General features: G+C 44.7%; 18 protein-coding genes. 9 read left to right on the forward strand and 9 right to left on the reverse strand.

Translation table 11 applies throughout. The features are described 5' to 3' along the window. Nucleotides 1-2 precede the first annotated feature (2 nt). Both T487_RS0108390 and T487_RS0108395 read right to left on the reverse strand, forming a co-directional pair. The gene (locus T487_RS0108390; RefSeq protein ID WP_031576424.1) at nt 3-440 is read right to left on the reverse strand and encodes an Lrp/AsnC family transcriptional regulator; all 438 of its coding nucleotides are present in this window, start codon (nt 438-440) and stop codon (nt 3-5) included. A gap of 180 nt (nt 441-620) precedes the next feature. Continuing rightward, nucleotides 621-1,040, reverse strand: coding sequence for a Fur family transcriptional regulator (locus tag T487_RS0108395; protein WP_031576426.1), 420 nt, complete (start codon nt 1,038-1,040; stop codon nt 621-623). Between the two features lie 181 nt (nt 1,041-1,221). Between T487_RS0108395 and T487_RS0108400 the strand changes: the two genes are divergently transcribed. Continuing rightward, complete coding sequence (locus T487_RS0108400; protein WP_031576428.1) at nt 1,222-2,421, forward strand: 6-phosphofructokinase; 1,200 nt, start codon at nt 1,222-1,224, stop codon at nt 2,419-2,421. 62 nt (nt 2,422-2,483) lie between these two features. On the opposite strand, the gene T487_RS0108405 is transcribed toward T487_RS0108400, so the two are convergent. The 4 genes from T487_RS0108405 to T487_RS0108425 all read right to left on the reverse strand — a co-directional run bounded on the left by T487_RS0108405 (nt 2,484) and on the right by T487_RS0108425 (nt 4,940). Continuing rightward, a complete protein-coding gene (locus tag T487_RS0108405; RefSeq protein WP_031576429.1) occupies nt 2,484-2,819 on the reverse strand; it encodes a hypothetical protein in 336 nt (111 codons plus the stop codon). 56 nt (nt 2,820-2,875) lie between these two features. Next, nucleotides 2,876-3,259 (reverse strand): hypothetical protein, encoded by a 384-nt coding sequence (locus T487_RS0108410; RefSeq protein WP_031576431.1) that lies wholly within the window; start codon nt 3,257-3,259, stop codon nt 2,876-2,878. Nucleotides 3,260-3,459: 200 nt separating this feature from the next. After that, entirely contained in the window at nt 3,460-4,251 is a 792-nt protein-coding gene (locus T487_RS0108420; RefSeq protein WP_031576433.1) for a metal ABC transporter permease, read from the reverse strand. Continuing rightward, nucleotides 4,251-4,940 (reverse strand): metal ABC transporter ATP-binding protein, encoded by a 690-nt coding sequence (locus T487_RS0108425; RefSeq protein WP_031576434.1) that lies wholly within the window; start codon nt 4,938-4,940, stop codon nt 4,251-4,253. The genes T487_RS0108420 and T487_RS0108425 overlap by 1 nt, the downstream gene beginning before the upstream one ends. A 126-nt stretch (nt 4,941-5,066) precedes the next feature. On the opposite strand from T487_RS0108425, the gene T487_RS0108430 reads away from it, so the two are divergent. The 7 genes from T487_RS0108430 to T487_RS0108460 all read left to right on the forward strand — a co-directional run bounded on the left by T487_RS0108430 (nt 5,067) and on the right by T487_RS0108460 (nt 13,846). Beyond that, the gene (locus T487_RS0108430) at nt 5,067-6,035 is read left to right on the forward strand and encodes a metal ABC transporter solute-binding protein, Zn/Mn family (RefSeq protein ID WP_051651608.1); all 969 of its coding nucleotides are present in this window, start codon (nt 5,067-5,069) and stop codon (nt 6,033-6,035) included. 162 nt (nt 6,036-6,197) lie between these two features. Next, nucleotides 6,198-7,991 (forward strand): oligoendopeptidase F, encoded by a 1,794-nt coding sequence (gene pepF, locus T487_RS0108435; protein ID WP_031576436.1) that lies wholly within the window; start codon nt 6,198-6,200, stop codon nt 7,989-7,991. Between the two features lie 109 nt (nt 7,992-8,100). Next, the gene (locus T487_RS15925; protein ID WP_051651609.1) at nt 8,101-9,078 is read left to right on the forward strand and encodes a rhomboid family intramembrane serine protease; all 978 of its coding nucleotides are present in this window, start codon (nt 8,101-8,103) and stop codon (nt 9,076-9,078) included. Nucleotides 9,079-9,193: 115 nt separating this feature from the next. Beyond that, on the forward strand, nt 9,194-10,282 hold the full coding sequence (locus tag T487_RS0108445; RefSeq protein ID WP_031576439.1) for a DUF1232 domain-containing protein: 1,089 nt from the start codon (nt 9,194-9,196) through the stop codon (nt 10,280-10,282). A gap of 53 nt (nt 10,283-10,335) precedes the next feature. Further along, nucleotides 10,336-10,995 (forward strand): ribonuclease H1 domain-containing protein, encoded by a 660-nt coding sequence (locus T487_RS0108450; RefSeq protein ID WP_031576442.1) that lies wholly within the window; start codon nt 10,336-10,338, stop codon nt 10,993-10,995. Nucleotides 10,996-11,297: 302 nt separating this feature from the next. Further along, on the forward strand, nt 11,298-12,593 hold the full coding sequence (locus tag T487_RS0108455) for a helix-turn-helix domain-containing protein (RefSeq protein ID WP_051651610.1): 1,296 nt from the start codon (nt 11,298-11,300) through the stop codon (nt 12,591-12,593). Continuing rightward, the gene (locus T487_RS0108460) at nt 12,593-13,846 is read left to right on the forward strand and encodes a helix-turn-helix transcriptional regulator (RefSeq protein WP_031576444.1); all 1,254 of its coding nucleotides are present in this window, start codon (nt 12,593-12,595) and stop codon (nt 13,844-13,846) included. Before T487_RS0108455 ends, T487_RS0108460 begins: the two co-directional genes overlap by 1 nt. Before the next feature lie 92 nt (nt 13,847-13,938). Here T487_RS0108460 and T487_RS0108465 read toward each other — a convergent pair whose 3' ends face one another. The 3 genes from T487_RS0108465 to T487_RS16230 all read right to left on the reverse strand — a co-directional run bounded on the left by T487_RS0108465 (nt 13,939) and on the right by T487_RS16230 (nt 16,434). Further along, on the reverse strand, nt 13,939-15,555 hold the full coding sequence (locus T487_RS0108465) for an ABC1 kinase family protein (protein ID WP_031576446.1): 1,617 nt from the start codon (nt 15,553-15,555) through the stop codon (nt 13,939-13,941). Between the two features lie 33 nt (nt 15,556-15,588). Then, nucleotides 15,589-15,888: a phasin family protein gene (locus tag T487_RS0108470; RefSeq protein WP_031576448.1), complete on the reverse strand. Its 300-nt coding sequence runs from the start codon at nt 15,886-15,888 to the stop codon at nt 15,589-15,591. Nucleotides 15,889-16,065: 177 nt separating this feature from the next. After that, nucleotides 16,066-16,434, reverse strand: coding sequence for a PspC domain-containing protein (locus T487_RS16230; protein WP_074542652.1), 369 nt, complete (start codon nt 16,432-16,434; stop codon nt 16,066-16,068). Between the two features lie 163 nt (nt 16,435-16,597). On the opposite strand from T487_RS16230, the gene T487_RS15930 reads away from it, so the two are divergent. Further along, nucleotides 16,598-17,863, forward strand: a complete 1,266-nt coding sequence (locus T487_RS15930) for an alanyl-tRNA editing protein (RefSeq protein WP_051651611.1) — start codon at nt 16,598-16,600, stop codon at nt 17,861-17,863. The last annotated feature ends 25 nt before the right edge of the window (nt 17,864-17,888 follow it).

Raw genomic sequence — 17,888 nt, forward strand, 5'->3', positions numbered from 1 at the left:
TCTTACTCATATTTTAGAATTCCACGATGTTCCACAGGGGTAGAAAATACAATCTGGGTATCTGTATTTCCAAATCGCTGCAGAGCGCCGATGAAGGCATCCAGTTCCATGGTGGTGTGGAAGGCCACTTTAATCAGCATGGAGTATTTTCCTGTAACGCAGTCACATTCCAGCACATTGGGACAGGCTTCAATAAATGGATAAAACTCCCCTTTCTGCTTTGGTGTCATTTCCAGGTTGATATAGGCTTTGATGTTGTACCCCAGTTTATGAGGATTCACAGAGCAGGAGTATCCGGTGATGATGCCTTCTTCTTCCATACGGCTGATTCTTGTGGAAACTGCAGGGGTTGAAAGATAGACCGCATCCGCCAGGGCTTTCAGAGAGCACCGCCCGTTTTCCTGCAGCAGTTCCAGTAGTTTTTTATCAATATGATCCATGGTACGGGCTTGGAGGAGTATCCCCATTGCCTCTTCACCTGCCTTTTATAATATGTTACTATTTTAAAGTTTCAGGAGGGGGATGGTCAAGGTTTTTCTTGCTTCAGCTTAAGAAAAATAAGTTTAACGGCTTTAGGTAAAAAAAGTTCTTTCCAAAATAGTCTCTTGGAAAGAACGGGTTCAGTGCTTTTTTTTCTCCAGGCAGTCTTTGCAGATGCCTTTCAGTTCCAGATGATGCTCCGTAAGATGAAAACCTGTTTCTTTGGTGATGAGATCTTCAATCTGCTTCATGGGACAATCCAGATTGATTACCTTATGGCAGCTGTCACACTCGACGATATGATGGTGTCCATGACGGATGAGGCTGAAGTTGTACTTCTTCTCTCCCAGGTCATACTTCTGTATCAGATTTTTTTCTTCAAAAAGTTCCAGAGTACGGTACACCGTGCTGAGATTGATGGAGAGGTTCTCCTTCAGCAGGGTGCTGTAGATATAGTCTGCGCCGATGCCGGTATGCTCCTTTTCCAGAAGCTCATAGATGGCCATACGGGGCTTGGTGACTTTGATGGAATGCTTCTTGAGGATTTCTATGGTATTCATTAAAAATCGCTCCTTCATCGTTTGGGCTGTCCTCATTATAGTATGGATTTCAAAAGAATTCAATGAAACGGTGGAAGCCCTTTGGATATCAAAATAGTTTGTGGGACGCGTCCTCTTGGTTCATTTCATGCTGTTTCTATGCTAAGATATATGTATATCATAAGAAAAGCGAGGGAAAACTATGAGAAACTGTGTGGTGGCTCAGTCCGGCGGGCCAACTTCTGTCATCAATGCATCGGTGATGGGACTGTTATCCAAGAACAATGAAGTGGGGTATTTTGACCATGTTTATGGCGGGCTTCATGGCATCGAAGGTATTCTGAAGGAGGATTTCATCAACCTTTCAGAGCTGTCCAAAGAAGACATCGACAAGGTGAAGCATACACCGTCTGCAGCACTGGGGTCCTGCAGATACAAACTGAAAAACTATGAGGACAGCAAGGAAGAATATGAGAAGCTTTTCGAAATCTTCAAGAAGCATGAGATCAAGGCGTTCTTCTATGCAGGGGGCAACGATTCCCAAGACACCGTAAGAAAGCTTTCTGCCTATGCAAGAGAGAGGGGCCATGAGGTACAGTTCATTGGTATTCCAAAGACTGTGGATAATGACCTTCAGGTCATAGACCATGCGCCAGGCTTCGGTTCTGCGGCAAGATACATTGCAGTGAGCGTTCTGGAGAGTTATCTGGATTCTCTTGTCTACTCCAACAACGGCGTCTTCATCACAGAGACCATGGGAAGAGATGCTGGCTGGCTGGCAGCTTCAGGGGCTGTGGCCACCCATGAGGGGAAAAGATGTGCTGATATTATTCTTCTTCCAGAAGTGCCTTTTGAAGAGGAGAAGTTCCTGAAGAAAGTGGAAGAAATCTATAAAGAGAAGAATCATGTGTATATTGTGGCCTCAGAAGGCGTCAGACTGAAGGATGGTTCCTTCCTGGCCGCGACAAAAGCCCATGCCCATGATTCCTTTGGACATGCTCAGCTGGGCGGTGCGGGCAATGCGCTGAAAAATATCATCAAGGACAGCGGCATCACGTCAAGAGTGAAGGTGCTGGAACTGTCTACCCTTCAGAGATCCGCTTTCCACCTGGCTTCAACAGTGGATGTAGAAGAGGCCTTCACCTTGGGAGAAAGAGCTCTCATTCTTGCCAAAGAGGGAGAAACCGGTGTGGTTTCCATCTTGAAGAGAGTTTCTGATGCACCTTATGAGGTGGAGTACACCAAGACCGATGCGTCCAATATTGCAAACCATGTGAAATACATGCCGCTGACCATGGTGACCGAAGACGGCATGAACATCACCGAAGAAGCGCTCAGCTATTTCAGACCTTTAGTAGGAGACCTGCCTGAGTATAAGGTTCTTCACCGTCAGCATAAATAAAGAAAAGTATAAAAGCGCAGAACTTCAGTTTTCTTGAGTTCTGCGCTTTTTTCACTTCCGTTTTAGAAACTGGCGGTCCACCGATTCAAATACCGTCGGTTGTTCTGGATGTTGAAAAATATCGCAATGAAAAGAAGTAGCGATCCAGAAAGACTGACAATGAGCTGATACAAATCAGAAATCGGCAGATTATTTGATAGGTTAGTGCAATAAAACCCAGCCGCAAAGATCAGTTGTACGGCCATTCTTCTTTTGATGAAGTTTTCCAGTGTTTCCCCGGAAAGATACTTTTTAGCAGAGGGTGGAACACTTCTCCTTTTATAGAGCCTGATCCAGTCAAAAAGACAGAAAAGGCTGAAGAGATTGATCCAAGGTGCCAGCTGTTTCAGTAATGTCATAAAGACGTCCATCCTTTCCTATAGTTACTCTGGTCATGAATTCAGGAAATGGCCTGCTACTCCATGGGCATGTATCCGATGACTTCGGAGGTAGTGCTGTCACAAACAATCACTGCAAAGTCAAAGCCGGATCTGTCCCCAAGGGTGATGATCCAGTCTGTAGTATCCACTGTACTCTCTTCTGCTTTACCGCTGTCTGTATACACAGATTGCCAGGTGTTTTCCTCTGCAGTATCTATTTTGATCAGGCTTGTGTCGATCCTGTCTTTTGAGGCAAGCTCAGAGTTTTTTATATACTCTATAGAGTTTTGTACAGCTTTTTGCTGTTCAGAGGACAACGAAGTTTGAGGGGGAGTTTCAATGGAAACCTTTTTTGGTGCGCATCCGGCCAGTGAGGAAAGTATCAGTAGAACCAGAGGTATGATCCAATATTTTTTCATGATACCCCCATTTGTGTAAATAACGATATGTATCCTGAGTACTTTCATTAATATTCAAATATAGTCACATCCTTTTGGTATGAGTTCATTATATGCAAGTTTTCTGTCCGTGTAAAGAAAGTCCGCAAAAGGGATGGTACTGAAAATATAAAAAAAAGCGTCCATCCGGGTATTAGATCCGGAGGGACACTTCCACATGATTACTTATTCAGAGGATTGAGAAGCAGTGAGATCACCATGGTGATCACCGAAAGAAGAGCAATGGTTCCTCCAGGAGCACTGTCCAAGGTATAAGAGAGGACTAGGCCTAAAAGAACATCCACAAGTCCCACGGCAATGCTGAGGAAAAGTGTGTGTTTGAAGCCCTTTTTGAACTGCATGGCTGTGGCCACGGGCAGCACAATGAGGGAAGAGATCACCAGCACACCGGTGATCCGAATGGATACTGCAATGGACAGCCCCATGAGAAGAGCGAAAATATAATTGACACGCTTCACCTTGATGTTGATGATGTGAGCGCCGTCCTCGTCAAAGGTGGTATAAATCAGTTCATGATAGAAGTAATATACCGTAGCTACAGTGACCAGGGTGACAAGAAGTACCAGATAAAGATCCTGCCGGGTGACCGTGAGGATACTTCCGAAGAGGTACTGGTTGATGTTGGTGTTGGCCTGACCGCTGGAAACCAGAACGATGGCAATACCTACAGATAAGGTCAGAACCACGGACATAAGAATTTCAGCATATCTTTTGAACCGCTCTCTTAAAAACTCGATGAACACAGCAGCCAGGGCAGTGAAGATCACCGAGGACAGAGTTGGACTGATTCCAGCCACAATACCGATGGCAACACCTGCCAGAGACGAGTGGGCCAAGGTGTCTCCCATCATGGAGTAGCGGCGGAGCACCAGGAATATTCCGATGATGGGACTTAAGATGGCCACCAGGGCGCCTGCCATGAGGGCGTTTTGCATAAATGGATAAGAAAGCATCAGAATTCCTCCTTCCGGAAGACCAGCATATTGTCCACGTCTTCGTGCTGAATATTTCTCTTATAGGTTTTGATGTCATAGAGAACACCGATATTGTCACCCATACGGATGATGAAGTCGGAGTTGTGGATGGCAGCGGAGATGTTGTGCTCCACGGTGAGAATTGTGACTCCCTTCTCCCGGAGTCCTTTGAGGATCTTACGCACTTCTTTCTGGCTTCTGATGTCCATCCCTGTAGAAGGCTCATCGAGAATGAGAAGCTCGGGGTTTCCTAAAAGAGCCCGTCCAATGAACACTCTTTGGGTCTGTCCTCCGGAAAGATTGCCCACCAGAGATTTTTTGTATTCCAGCATGGAGACTTCCTCCAGGCATTCATCAATTCTTTTGTTGTCTTTGATACCAAGGGCGCGAAGATGAGTTTTGTACACCTCTTCCACGGTGATGGGGAACTGTTTGTTGAATGTCTCCATCTTCTGGGGCACATAGCCTACGGATTTTGCAAGGATCTTCACCTGACCTTTGATTGGCTTTAAAAGACCCACCACCAGCTTGATCATTGTGGATTTTGCTGAGCCGTTTTCTCCGATGACTGAGATCAGCTGCCCGCCGGGGATGGTCATATTGAGGTCTTTGATGAGATAGGGCTCTTCTCCTGTATAGGAGAAGGATAAGTTACTAATTTCAATCATTTTCATTCACTCCAGTTTTTGTTCACAACTAAATATAGTACAAAAAATAGCCGTTGACAATGTATATTTCTTAGTATATTATACTCATGGATGCGAATCATTTGCAACAACTGGAGGAAAAAAGATATGAAAAAAAGATTAATCGGACTGATTGCGGCAGTTTCTGTCATGGCTTTTATGGCTGGATGCCAGGCAGAGCCCAAAACTGAAACACCAGCAGAAGAAGGTCCAGCCGTGGAGAACCCTGAGGAACCAACCATTGAGAAGCTTAAAGTAGCAACCACCATACATCCTGTGAATGAAGTGGTGCGAATCGTCGGTGGAGACTATGTGGACACCTGGAAGATTGTGCCAGAAGGAGCGGAAGCCCACGATTTTGAACCCACCATCAAAGATATGGGAGAACTTTCCACAGTGAAGTTTTTATTCATGAATGGCCTTGGCATGGAACCTTGGGTAGAGAAAGCGGTAGAGAATTCTGGAAATAAAGATCTCTCTGTCATTGATCTTTCAGAAGGCGTTTCTCTCATCACCATCGAAGGCGATGATCATGACCACGATCATGAAGAAGAAGGCCACAGCCACGACCATGGAGAGTTTGATCCTCATATCTGGCTGTCCATTGATGCCCTCATCACCATGGCAGAACATGTGAAGGAAGAGCTGACCGTGCTGGTTCCAGAAGGTGCAGAAACCTTTGAGGCGAATCTTGAAGCCTTCAAGGCAGAGGCTGTCACCTTGAAAGAGACCTATCAGGAGAAATTCAAGGTGTATGAAGGAAAAGCCTTTGTCACTGGACATGCGGCTTTCGGATATATGACAAGGGAAATGGGACTTCAGCAAAAAGCCATCGAGGGCCCTTTCCAGGAAGGAGAGCCTACCCCAAAGAAGCTGCAGGATCTCATTGATTATGTCAAGGCGGAGAACATCACCACCATTTTCCTGGAAGAGGCGGCCTCACCAAAGGTGTCTGAAACTCTGGCAAGAGAAACTGGCGGAGAGACTGTAACCATCAATGCGCTGGAAGCAGAAGGAGATCTTCTTCTGAATCTGGAAGACATCTACAAGAAAGTGCTGGAGAGTTTCGAAGGCTGATTCATACGTATAGACTCTGGAGAAAGATGCTTCTTTTTCCGGAGTTTTCTTTTTAGCAGTACAGAATCTTTGGAGTTTCTCATAGTTCCTTTCGGAATCAGTATAAATTCTCAATATTCTCCTTTATAATAGAGGAAGAATGTAAATTTCGGGAGGTACTTTATGGCTATTGTAAAACCAAGAAATGAAATCGACCCTAAATTCAAATGGAAGCTGGAGAAGATCTACGCGTCCAATGAGGCTTTTGAAGAAGAGCTTGCAAAACTGAAGGAAGAAGCACTTGTGCTCATGAACTACAAAGAGAAGCTTCATGAAAAAGAGAGCCTTCTTTCTTATTTGAAGGACTTTGAAAAGTACACAAGAGTCCTGGAAAAACTCTATGCCTACGCGCATATGAAGAGCGATGAGGATACCACCAATACGGCTCAGCAGGTGATTCTGTCCAAGGTGGCTCAATACGCTGCAGAATACAGCGCCATGGTAAGCTACTTTGTGCCAGAACTTTTGGCCCTTCCTGAAAGTGTCATCGAAGGCTATCTTTCGGACAAGGATCTTTCCTTGTATAAGTTCTACATTGAGTCTATCGTCAAAGAGAAGCCCCATGTGCTCAGCAAGGAAAAAGAAGAGCTCATGGCCACGCTGTCGGACTCTCTCAATGCACCAGATGATATCTATTCCATGTTCACCAACGCGGACATGACGTTTTCTGATGTGGAGGATGGGGAAGGCACCAAGCATCCTATGACAGAAGGCAGCTACAGCATGTTCATCCAGTCCAAAGACAGAGTGCTGAGAAAGAATGCGTTCAAGGAGCTGTTCGGCACCTATGGGAAGTACAAAAATGCCATCGGCACCATGCTTTCCTCCAATATGAAGACGTTCAACCTCAAAGCGAAAGTCAGAAATTATGGTGGACCCATTGAAGCTTCACTGAGCCCCAACAATATTCCAGTGGCGGTGTATGACAATGCACTGGAGACCATTTCAGAGAGCGTTTCTTCTCTTCACCGTTATGTGGAGCTGAAGAAGAAGCTTCTGAAGCTGGATGAAATCCATATGTATGATCTGTATGTGCCTGTCATCGATGTACCTGAAGAGAAGATTCCTTTTGAGGAAGGGATTGCCCTTTCACTGGAAGGACTGAAACCATTAGGGGAAGAATATCTTTCCATTTTCAGAGAAGGTGTGGAAAACGGCTGGATTGATATTTATGAGAACAAAGGAAAGAGAAGCGGTGCGTACTCCTCTGGAGCCTATGACACAGAGCCGTATATCCTTCTGAACTATCATGAGGATCTTCGGGACGTGTCTACCCTTGTCCATGAGATGGGGCATTCCATCCATTCCTACTACTCCAGAAAGCATCAGCCCTTTGTGTATGGAGACTATACCCTATTTGTTGCGGAAGTGGCTTCCACAACCAATGAGAAGCTCCTCATCCATTATCAGATTGAAAAAGAAGAGGATCCGATCAAGAAGCTGTACCTTGTAAACCAGGAACTGGAGCAGATCCGAACCACAGTGTTCCGTCAGCTGATGTTTGCAGAGTTTGAAAAAGTTACTCATGAGACCATTCAGAAGGGAACGCCAATGACAGGAGAAGACTTCTGCAGCCTTTGGATGGACCTCAACAGAAAGTACTTTGGAGAAAACATTGTGCTGGATCAGGAAATTGAAATAGAATGGGCGAGAATTCCTCATTTCTACAGAGATTTCTATGTCTATCAGTATGCCACAGGGTATGCTGCAGCCAGTGCTTTTGCAGAACATATCCTCAAAGAAGGAGAACCAGCGGTGGAAAGATACCTGGGCTTCCTGAAGACCGGGGGCAGCAACTATCCTGTAGAAACTCTCCAGGTGGCAGGCGTGGATATGACAAGTAAAGAACCTCTGGAAGCTACGGTGAGAAGATTCAATGTGCTTCTTGATATGTTGGAGGAGTACCTCAATCAGTAGTATTTTCAAAGATTTTCAAAGACCTTTCTTCGGAAGGGTCTTTTTATATTCAATTTATGCTTTTTCTAGTAGAATGAGGATAAGTTTTAACAGGGAAGGAGGATCTGTCATGATCCAGAAAGTCATCAAAGAAACCATGGAACTACTCATTGACGGAAAAGGATTCTTTCTGGAAGAATTTCCTTCCACAGAAGAGGATCTTCAGTTCTACCTTTATACCACCATACGAAATGGATATCTGGCGGTGATTTTTTCCAGACTGGGGGAAGAAGAGAAGAACCATCTGGCATTTTTAAACCATGCCCGGGGGAAGAATATGCCGGTCTATATTCTGAACATCATCTTTACGGATGATCTGCCGGTTCCGCTGAAAAATCACATGCCCAATTACTCAGAAGTCTATGTCAATGGAGATGGAGAGTTTTTTGGACATGATGATGTGTCCTTGTCCGTGCTGTCCAAAAAGAATACGGCTGTGAAAAAGTTCAGCGCCAAAGCCATGAAAGCTACCTTGACCCTGGTGCTTATCAATGTGGTGGTGTATCTACTGACGGCTCTGGCATCAGGAAGCTTTGACATCCGCATTGATGTGCTCATCCGGTATGGAGCCAAGGTCAATGAGCTTATCGTGGAAGGAGAGCTTTACCGGCTCTTAAGCTCCGCATTTCTTCATGGAGACTTCACCCATATCCTTTTCAATATGTACGCGCTCTTTGCTTTGGGGAAAATCGTAGAAGAAGCCATGGGGACTGAAAGGTTTCTCCTGGTGTATTTTATCTCTGCCTTGGGCGGAGGAGTCATGAGCTTTCTTTTTACACCCAATGTCTCGGTAGGTGCATCGGGGGCCATATTTGGTCTCCTGGGAGCGGTGATGATGATGGCGCTTCTCGGAAAGTCCGGCGTAAACAGAAGAATGTTTCCAAGGATCCTTCTTCTTCTTTTCATCAATCTCTTTTCGGGATTTTCCTCCTCGTCCATCGATAACTTTGGGCACATAGGGGGGCTCCTTGCCGGAATCCTCGTATCCTTTGCCATTTTGCAGTTCTTCTCTAACAAGACAGAAGAAGACAGACCACCATTTCTTTGAAGACAAATGTTAAGTTAATTGAAATCTTTTAAGACCTGGAGTCATTTGGCTGTGGAAATTGATATAATAAGACTAAGATTTCAAAAGCGATTGAATACTTGGAAGGAGACCTTTTATGAGAGTTACATCTTTTACCACAACTATGAGTGCGGAAGATATCATGTACGATCTGAAAACCCTGGTGGAGCCTCAGGTGCCTGAGCTTACCTTTACAAAGCTCACCCTGGAGGACAATTACATTGAGGTGGCGGGCACATTCCATAAAATCATGGATATTCCGTTTTTGGCCAGAATCCGCATTGTCAGTGTGTTCCAGAACATCATGTCATTGCGTATCGAAAGAGTGAAAGTGCTGAAAATCGGCATTCCAAAGTTCATTCTCAATACAGCATCCAAAATGGCAGCAAAAAAAGCTTTGGAGATGGGACTGGGGTATGAGAACAAGACCATCCTGGTGAACATTGACAAGGCGCTTCAAAAGGTGCCTCATGTGCATCTGGAAGTGGACCACTTTATCATCGAGAACGGTGTGCTTTCCCTAAGGCTGAAAGGCATTGAAGCTGATATTGAAGCCATGCAAAAAGAAGCCAATAAAGACAATGAGGCAGAAGAAAGAAAGCAGCAGGAGCTGGAAGCTGAGAAGATCCGCATCTTCAATGAGAAGCTCCAGGAGATCAGGAAAACAGAAGACTCCTACTCTGAATTCAGAGACAAGATCATGCAGAAGGTTCCTTATGACCGGAAGAATCTTGCAAAATACGGATTCATCCTGCCGGATATGTATGCCCTTGCGCTGCGGCTCATGAAGGATAAGCGGGTGACAAAGAGAGACAAGGCCATCATCGCGTTCACTTTTATGTACCCTTTGGTGCCTATGGATTTTATCCCGAGTAAAGTGCCGGTTCTTGGAAAAGTGGATGACATTGCCATCTTTTTCTTCGGAACCAACTACATCATGAAGAAAATCCCAGTGCCAATCCTCGTGAAGCACTGGCAGGGAGATCTTGCCACGCTGAAGCTTGTGAAGGACAACATAGAGACCATTCTGAACTTCACCCCGGGCAAGACCCTAAATCAGGTCTATGGCTTTGTGGATGAAAGTCTGGAGAAGAGAAAACCATCTTATCTCAAGGATGAGGCTTACCTTGTGGAAGCCCCCATCCCCATGGATCTTAGTCCCATCTTTGATCCAGTTACAAAATAAAATAGAAGAAATAAAAGGGACGCGGGCCGTCCCTTTTTGTTGGAGGAAGAGTCGTGGCGAAATATTACGCAGTGATCAATGGACATAGCATCAAGGAAGGAATTCTCACCTCCTGGGATGCCTGCAAAAAAGAAGTTACAGGTGCAAAAGGAGTCATTTACAAAAGCTTTCCGACCCAAGAAGAAGCCAGAGAATTTCTAAGACTTCATGGCAAAGATGTGCCTTCGAAGGAGACAAAAAGCAATAAAGAAAAGAATCAGGAGAAGCCAGCAGAGGTCTCAGCGGAAATCTCTTCCATTTCAGAAGCAACCATATATGTGGACGGGAGCTATGAGCTTTCCACGGGCCGATATGCCTACGGCATGGTGGTGGTGGAGCATGGAGAGGAAGTGGCTTCTTTTAAGGAAGCGAGGCAAGGAGAATACAGCGCCATGAGAAATGTCGCTGGAGAAGTTCTGGGGGCTATGAAAGCGATGACGTATGCCAAGGAGCAGGGCTATCAGAAGTTAACCCTCTATTTTGATTATCAGGGTATTGAAAGCTGGGCACTGGGTACTTGGAAAAGAAACAACACCTTGACTCAGGGATATCATGAGTTTTATCAGAACATGAAGAAAGATATCACCATAAAGTTTATGAAGGTTAAAGGTCACAGCGGAGATCGGTTCAATGACCGTGCGGATGAGCTGTCTAAAAGTGCCTTTCATTCCTAAAACTTCCAGAAATATACGGATGGAACGAGCTTTGATTAAATAAATACAGAAAAAGTGCTGGATGCGAGTATCCTTGGAAGGGCCTGGAATTAGACAGGTTCCTTCTTTTTTTTACTTAATGGGCTTTTCATATGGCTCAATCCTAGAAATCTTTCAGGGATATTTATTTTAATAGTTAACTCTCACTCATTTTTTTAGGAGAAACACATAAAAAATATGTCACAAATGAATATTCTGGATTTTTTCTAGCCTGATTATATGTTATAATAAAAATATTAAAATTTGGTGTGGGAGAGATGTTTATGGAAGTATTATCCTTAGGGGAAAAGGTCAAAAAAAGGCGAAAAGAACTGAACATGACACTGAAAGATGTGGCTGGGAACCGAGTGACACCTGGTCAGATCAGTCTTGTTGAATCCAGCAAGTCAAATCCTTCCATGGATCTTTTGGATTATCTGGCAGAAACACTTGAAGTTTCCGTAGAGTATTTTATGGAGTCAGAAAGCACTCAGGCAGACAGAATCTGCAAGTATTTTGCTCAAATGGCGGAAGTGCATATCGAGCTGGAAGAGCTGGACAAGGCGGCCAAGTACATTGAAAAAGGGGACCGTTACATCGAGAAGTACAACCTGATTCTCCCAGAGGCGAAAAATCTCTATTTGAAAGGGATGCTGGAGATCAGAAAAAAGAACTTCACCAAAGCATTCGACTATCTCTTTCAGTGCAACATCATCTATTCCACCCACAACTTCAAAGGTTCTTATATAGACAATTTCATGCTGGTGGCAAAAACCTGTATGCAGGACGAATCTCTGCCCATGGCCATCAGTTACTTCCATAAATCGGAAGCGCTGTTTGAAGAAGGGGTGCTGACGGATGAAATCATGCTGGCGAAGGTGTATTTTTATCTGGCTGTGGCCTATAAGAAGAGTGGAAATTTAGAGAAGAGCAAAGAATACACATTGAAATCCACGGAGAAATTTGAGATCATGTCCGACAAGAAAGCTTATGGACAGTTTCTTACCCGTCTGGCAGAAAAAAATGAGGTGGAAGGAAACTTTGAAGAAGCCTTCAAGTATTCCGCCATGTCTCTTGAAATCTTCCATGACATTTTGGGAGAAAGTGAGATGGGAGAAATTGAGCTGAACCTTGGAAAGCTTTATGAGGACTTTGAGAGCTACGATGAAGCCTTGGAGCATTATAGAAAAGCAGAGACCATCTACTCCAAGGATCCGAAGAAAATCACGGAAGTCTATCTTCACCTGTCTTTGTGTCTGGCCAATCTCAACCGGAAGGAAGCCACCTATGAGATGCTTCAGAGACTGGACCGCATGATCCTGGAAGAGGATTTTCTTGGCAACATCGAACTGTACCGGGTGAAATCCAAAGTGGAGTCTCTCTTTAAAAACACAAGAGGTGCGGTGAACAATTTGATCCTCGCCCTGAATACCGCGAAGGAAAAGAAACTGAAGAAAGAAGAAGCGGAAATCATGCTCCTCATGGCCAAGTTCTATCTGGACAAAGGCAAGACCGTGGACTCCTTCAAGCTTCTTGAGAAATCCATGTCCATGATGAAAGAGGGAGAGGTGGAAGCTTAATGGAGATTTTAAGTACTGGTGAAAAGATCAGAAGAGCGAGAGTCCAAAAAGGGATGACGCTGAAAGCGCTCTGCGGATCGGAGATTTCCGTTTCCAAGATGAGCACCATTGAGAATGACAAAGTGCAGGCGGAGGAGTGGATCCTGGAGCTTGTGGCAAAAAGACTCGGCATTGAAAAAGAGAGCCTCAAGAAGGATCTGGTGGAGGAAGTGACAGAAGAGCTTCATCGTCTCTCCCAGAATATGTTCACAAAAAACTACGAACGTGACATCAGAAGCCTCATCAAGGTCTCAGAGGAAAATCACCTCATTTATCAGGCCTTTATCGGCAGAATTCAGCTGGTGGAACATTTCATTGAGAAGAACAAACAGGAAGAGCTCAACATTGAGGTCTCACAGCTTTATAAAACCTATATCAATATTGTCAATCAGGAGACGCAGTACCTGTATTGCATCACCATGGCGAAGTATCTGGATCTCATGAGTGAGTATGACAATGCCTTGGTATTCCTGAATTTTCTCATGAGCCACTACTATACACTTCCAGATCAGATCACAAAAGAGCAGCGTCTTCTCATTCCGTACTATACGGTGAAATGTCATTTGTATCTGGAGGAGTTTGAAGAGGCCAAAAAGTATCTGCATTATTTGGAAGAGCTTCTCACAATCACTGAAGACGAAAGTCTGAAGGGGCAGATTATGCTTTATATGTGCATGGCCAATGCAAAAGAGGATCTTAAAGAATGCAGTCTGAAAATCAAAGACTTCATGGCAGATTATCCAGTTCTTCATGCAAAAGCCAAGTATATGCTGTCCATACGTCTTCTGAATAAAGGGGAGATAGAGGCTTCATATCAGGAAATGGAAGAAGCTGTCCGTATGCTCGGGCCAGAAAATATGGCAGAGAACATTGAGCTGGTGCTTCATGCTATGGATACCTTTGTGGAGAAGGGGCATATCAAGGAAGCCTCCAAGTATATTGACCTGGTGGTGAATGCAGCCATTGAGAACCAGAATTCCCGATGCGTGGAGAAGGCCTATTATTTCAAGGGGCTTTTGCTGGCGGAAAACGGTAATTTCAACATGGCGGAAACCTATCTCAGCGTTTCACTGGATATGCTTTTAAAGAGAGGGAAAACCCAAGAGCTTGCCAAGAGATACCATGATCTTGCAGAAGTGTATTATAAGATGGACAAGAAAGAAGAAGCCATCCGATACTTCGCGCTCAGCATCCAAATTGCAGGTCATATTTAACTAAAAACAAGAAGCTTCCGAGAGATTCCCTGAAGGGGAAGTCACCCGGAAGCTTTTTTTATAATGAGATGATTCCTGAGTAAAAAGGCGGACTAGATATTACCAGATTTCAGAATGGAGATGAGAAGCCATAGGCCGAAGAAACCGGCCAGGGCAAACCCCAGCATCCCCACAATACTGATGCCGTTGATTTCTGGTCCTGCACCAGTTCTTATAATGAGGGCAGATGCAATGATAATGGCTGAGACAACCAGCGCAAAGACCATACGGTTCACCATCTTATTGAAGTCCACCCATTTGTCGCTGAGATTCACAATGTCCACCTTGACTTTGCCACGGCCGCTGATGAAATTATCCAAGATGGTCTGGATGCTGATGGGGATTTTCAGACTGTCTTTTACGAGGGTATATCCATTGAGTGCCAGAGCATCCAAGCTGAAATCCGGCCATAGGTTGATTTTGTGGTCTTCTTTAAGGTAGTCTTTTGCGATTTCCATGATACTGAGATCCGGCGCAAGTTCGCTGAGCACTCCTTCCAGAATCAGTAGGGATTTCAGAAGGGTGGTGTATTCCTTGGGCAGTTTCAGATTGTTTTTTCTTGCAGCTTCAAAAAGATCCATGAAGAGTCTTGAGACCTGTATGTTCTTCAAACTGGACTGCAGATAATAATGAACAATGTACTCGATGTCTTCGTAGAGCACATTTTTGTTCAAAGGGCCTTTCTGTTCCGCCACCTCCACCACAAGATTTGTCAGGGAGGAGATGTCTTTCTTCACCATGGCCAAGAGAAGATTATTGATGGCGTTCTGAGTTCTTTTGGATAGTGCCCCCATGATGCCGAAATCAATATAATAGATTTTTCCATCCAGTATGAGAAGATTCCCCGGATGGGGATCTCCATGGAAAAAACCATTGTTGAACAGCTGATAAAGATAGGAAAGCACAAGCTTCTTGCCGATATCCTCCAGGTCATAGCCTTCCTGAAGGAGCAAGTCCTTTTCTGTGATTTTGATGCCTTCCACTTCTTCCTGTACGATGACTCTTTTGGTACATAGATGGTCATAGACTTTTGGGATGGCGACGCACAAAATAGAGGCATTCTCTTTCTCGAATCTGTGAATGGCTCGCATTTCATGAAGAAAATCCAGCTCCACCTTGGTGGTTTCTAGAATCTCCTCCAGAGCCTCCACAGGATCAAGGAGCACATCCCGCAGAGTGTTTGGCGCTGTTTGCACGATGCGGATAAGGATGTGAAGATCTTCCAGGAGCCTTTCTTCGATATCGGGACGCTGCACTTTCACGATGCAGCGGGTTCCGTCTTGTAAGATGCCCCGATGGACCTGGGCTACAGAGGCGCAGGCCAAAGGGGTCTTCTCAATGGACTGAAGAAGTTCTGTCTTTTGTCCAAGTTCCTCTTTTAAAATCTCCCAAAGGGTTTCATAGGGAAAAGGAGGTGCTTTATCCTGAAGCTTTGCCAGCTCCGTGATATATTCCACCGGAAGTATGTCTGGCCTTGTGGAAAGAATCTGACCGATTTTAATAAAGGTCGGACCCAGCTCCTCAAAAACAAGCCTCAGATTCTCCGGGTCTTTTTTTAATTTATCACTGCGCAGTTTGGCATGGAGGATATGTCCGAAGCCGTAGGTTGCAAGGACCCGGACAATCTCTCTGAACCGCTTTTTTGTATATGGTCTTTTCTTTTCCGCCATCTGACGCACCACCTTTTGTCCGAAATTTTGCCACTATTCTTTGGTCATGGCATCGAGGCGCTCCTCCAGTTTTCTCACCCGCTCCTCCAGAGCCGCCAGTTCTCTTTGTCCTGCATAGTTCAGAGTTTCCAGAATCTCATGAAGCTCGTCTTTCTTTACTGGAGCAGATTCGTTCTCTTTCTTTTTCCGAAGCAGTTCTTCCCGTAGCTCTTTTCCTTCTTTCACACTGAGTTTTCCTTTTTCGATGAGTTCCTGCAGCATGGCATCGGCTTTTTCAATGCTGATGGCAGCAGCACCTATGGTTGAGAGCAGCAGTTTTTTCATTTCTTCCATGACGATTCCTCCTAAAGATTGTATTTTGGAATATTCTGTTTATTAAGCATTATACCGTCAGAATCTTAAAACAATGTGAAAAATATATTAAGGGAAGAAAGTTTTCAAGATGGCGAACACAAAAAAAGAACCGGATGCACCTAAATGGATGCTCCAGTTCTCTCATGATCTCATTTCTTATGAACGGTCCCGGTCCTCCGGTGTGTAAGCACCACCGGATTTTTTGTAGTTGGACTGAATGTCTTCAGGCTGAGGATTTTCTTTGTACTCCACATCCTGATAAGCCTTGCTTTCACTGTTTTTCTCGTAGCTTTTGTAAGCATTTTCTTTGCTCCTGTAGTTGTAGCTGTCCTGTTCTTTCCGCTCCGGCATAACAATGGCAAGGATGATGTATAGGATAAGTCCTGGGAAGCCATCAGTAAACACACTCAGCAGAACATAAATAACTCGGAGGATGGTCACATCCACACCTAGATAGTCAGAGAATCCTGCAAGTACACCTGAAATCATCTTCCTGTCTGTATTTTTATATAATCTCTTTTCCATGATTATTTCCCCTTTCTTCTTCAGTACGAATCTTTGTCTTGGTCTATGGTCCTATTATAAAAAGGATACATTAAAAACGAATTAATAATTCCTTTTTTCTTTACAATCATTCCAGGATTTTGAAAAGTACCTTCCAAGAGGATGAACACAAAAGAGGTGGAAGATGGGCTGGGCTGTTCTTTCGCGCATGTATTTTGCGGTTCACACATTTTTCAGAACATCCTTGGGCTTTTTTGATACAATGAGAAAGAAGAATGTGATTGGAGTGAAGAGCTTGAAACTGTATCAGAAAAATCCGGAGAAGGTTCGCTTTACGAGCCGCGTGAAAAGTGTAAGAGAGAAGGAGGACTGCGACCTTGTGACCTTGGAGGAATCCTGGTTTTATCCAGAAGGGGGCGGACAGCCCCATGATGAGGGAACCATCAATGGGAAGAAGGTTCTGGATGTCTTTGTGGAAGACGGGGAGATTTATCATAAGCTCAGCGCTTATTCCGGCTTGACCCTCCATGTGCCGGTGGACTGCGTCATTGATGAGAAGGTCAGGTGGGACTACAGTGTCCAGCATACTGCTCAGCATGTGCTCACAGCAGTTCTTGCAGACCATCATGCTGTGGAGACCGTGAGTTTTCATCTGGGCACTGTCCATGCCACCATCGATACCGACCGTCCTGCCACCTGGGAGATGCTGAAGGAAGTGGAAGGAAAAGTTAATGATCTCATCCGGGAGGACCTAAAAGTTCTTGCGTATTACCGGGATGCCTACAGCCTGAAAGATCTTCCACTTCGAAAAGCGGTTTCTGTGGAAGAGGACATCCGGATCATACAGATCGGCCAGCTGGACTACTGCGGTTGTGGCGGGACTCATGTGGAGTCTTTGAAAGACCTGAGGCTCTTTAAAGCGATTCAGGTGGAGAATTATAAAGGTGGCAGCAGAATCTATTACAAGGCTGGAGACAGAGCCTTCAGACACCTGGAGGAAGAGGAGGAGATTCTGGCGCTGCTTAAAGAAGAGCTGGAAGTGAACCTGGATGCTCTGCCTTTTCATGTCAGAAGACTGAAGGAAGAGAAAGAGGAGTATAAGAAAACGGCTGAAATATTCAGCAAGAGGCTTGCGGAAGAGATGGTGAAAGGCTATCAGGAGGATGTGGTGGTGCTGCCGTTGGAGGAAGGGGATGATTTTCTGAAAACCCTTGGTGCTGAGATGATGAAGAAAAATAAGATCGGTGTTTTCTACCGGGAGGATGGGCGAATTTTTGTCTTCACCGGGAAGAGAACCAGTGCAAAACTCCTCTTATCGGGTCTGAAAGAAGAGTTCAGATTCAGAGGTGGCGGTGGTGACACGATGGTCCAGGGATATATTGAACTGGAGGAAGAAAGAAAACCCTTCGTATCAAAACTCTACGATAGGCTTCTTTCCCTTGAGCTTTAATAAGTATTGTGATAAAGTATATCAG

The sequence above is a fragment of the Proteiniclasticum ruminis DSM 24773 genome (genome assembly GCF_000701905.1).
Lineage (GTDB): Bacteria > Bacillota > Clostridia > Clostridiales > Clostridiaceae > Proteiniclasticum > Proteiniclasticum ruminis.

Coding starts and splice junctions, on each gene's coding strand:
- T487_RS0108390 (WP_031576424.1), bottom strand. CDS start 440: ATGGATCATATTGATAAAAAACTACTGGAACTGCTGCAGGAAAACGGG.
- T487_RS0108395 (WP_031576426.1), bottom strand. CDS start 1,040: ATGAATACCATAGAAATCCTCAAGAAGCATTCCATCAAAGTCACCAAG.
- T487_RS0108400 (WP_031576428.1), top strand. CDS start 1,222: ATGAGAAACTGTGTGGTGGCTCAGTCCGGCGGGCCAACTTCTGTCATC.
- T487_RS0108405 (WP_031576429.1), bottom strand. CDS start 2,819: ATGACATTACTGAAACAGCTGGCACCTTGGATCAATCTCTTCAGCCTT.
- T487_RS0108410 (WP_031576431.1), bottom strand. CDS start 3,259: ATGAAAAAATATTGGATCATACCTCTGGTTCTACTGATACTTTCCTCA.
- T487_RS0108420 (WP_031576433.1), bottom strand. CDS start 4,251: ATGCTTTCTTATCCATTTATGCAAAACGCCCTCATGGCAGGCGCCCTG.
- T487_RS0108425 (WP_031576434.1), bottom strand. CDS start 4,940: ATGATTGAAATTAGTAACTTATCCTTCTCCTATACAGGAGAAGAGCCC.
- T487_RS0108430 (WP_051651608.1), top strand. CDS start 5,067: ATGAAAAAAAGATTAATCGGACTGATTGCGGCAGTTTCTGTCATGGCT.
- pepF (WP_031576436.1), top strand. CDS start 6,198: ATGGCTATTGTAAAACCAAGAAATGAAATCGACCCTAAATTCAAATGG.
- T487_RS15925 (WP_051651609.1), top strand. CDS start 8,101: ATGATCCAGAAAGTCATCAAAGAAACCATGGAACTACTCATTGACGGA.
- T487_RS0108445 (WP_031576439.1), top strand. CDS start 9,194: ATGAGAGTTACATCTTTTACCACAACTATGAGTGCGGAAGATATCATG.
- T487_RS0108455 (WP_051651610.1), top strand. CDS start 11,298: ATGGAAGTATTATCCTTAGGGGAAAAGGTCAAAAAAAGGCGAAAAGAA.
- T487_RS0108460 (WP_031576444.1), top strand. CDS start 12,593: ATGGAGATTTTAAGTACTGGTGAAAAGATCAGAAGAGCGAGAGTCCAA.
- T487_RS0108465 (WP_031576446.1), bottom strand. CDS start 15,555: ATGGCGGAAAAGAAAAGACCATATACAAAAAAGCGGTTCAGAGAGATT.
- T487_RS0108470 (WP_031576448.1), bottom strand. CDS start 15,888: ATGGAAGAAATGAAAAAACTGCTGCTCTCAACCATAGGTGCTGCTGCC.
- T487_RS16230 (WP_074542652.1), bottom strand. CDS start 16,434: ATGGAAAAGAGATTATATAAAAATACAGACAGGAAGATGATTTCAGGT.
- T487_RS15930 (WP_051651611.1), top strand. CDS start 16,598: ATGGGCTGGGCTGTTCTTTCGCGCATGTATTTTGCGGTTCACACATTT.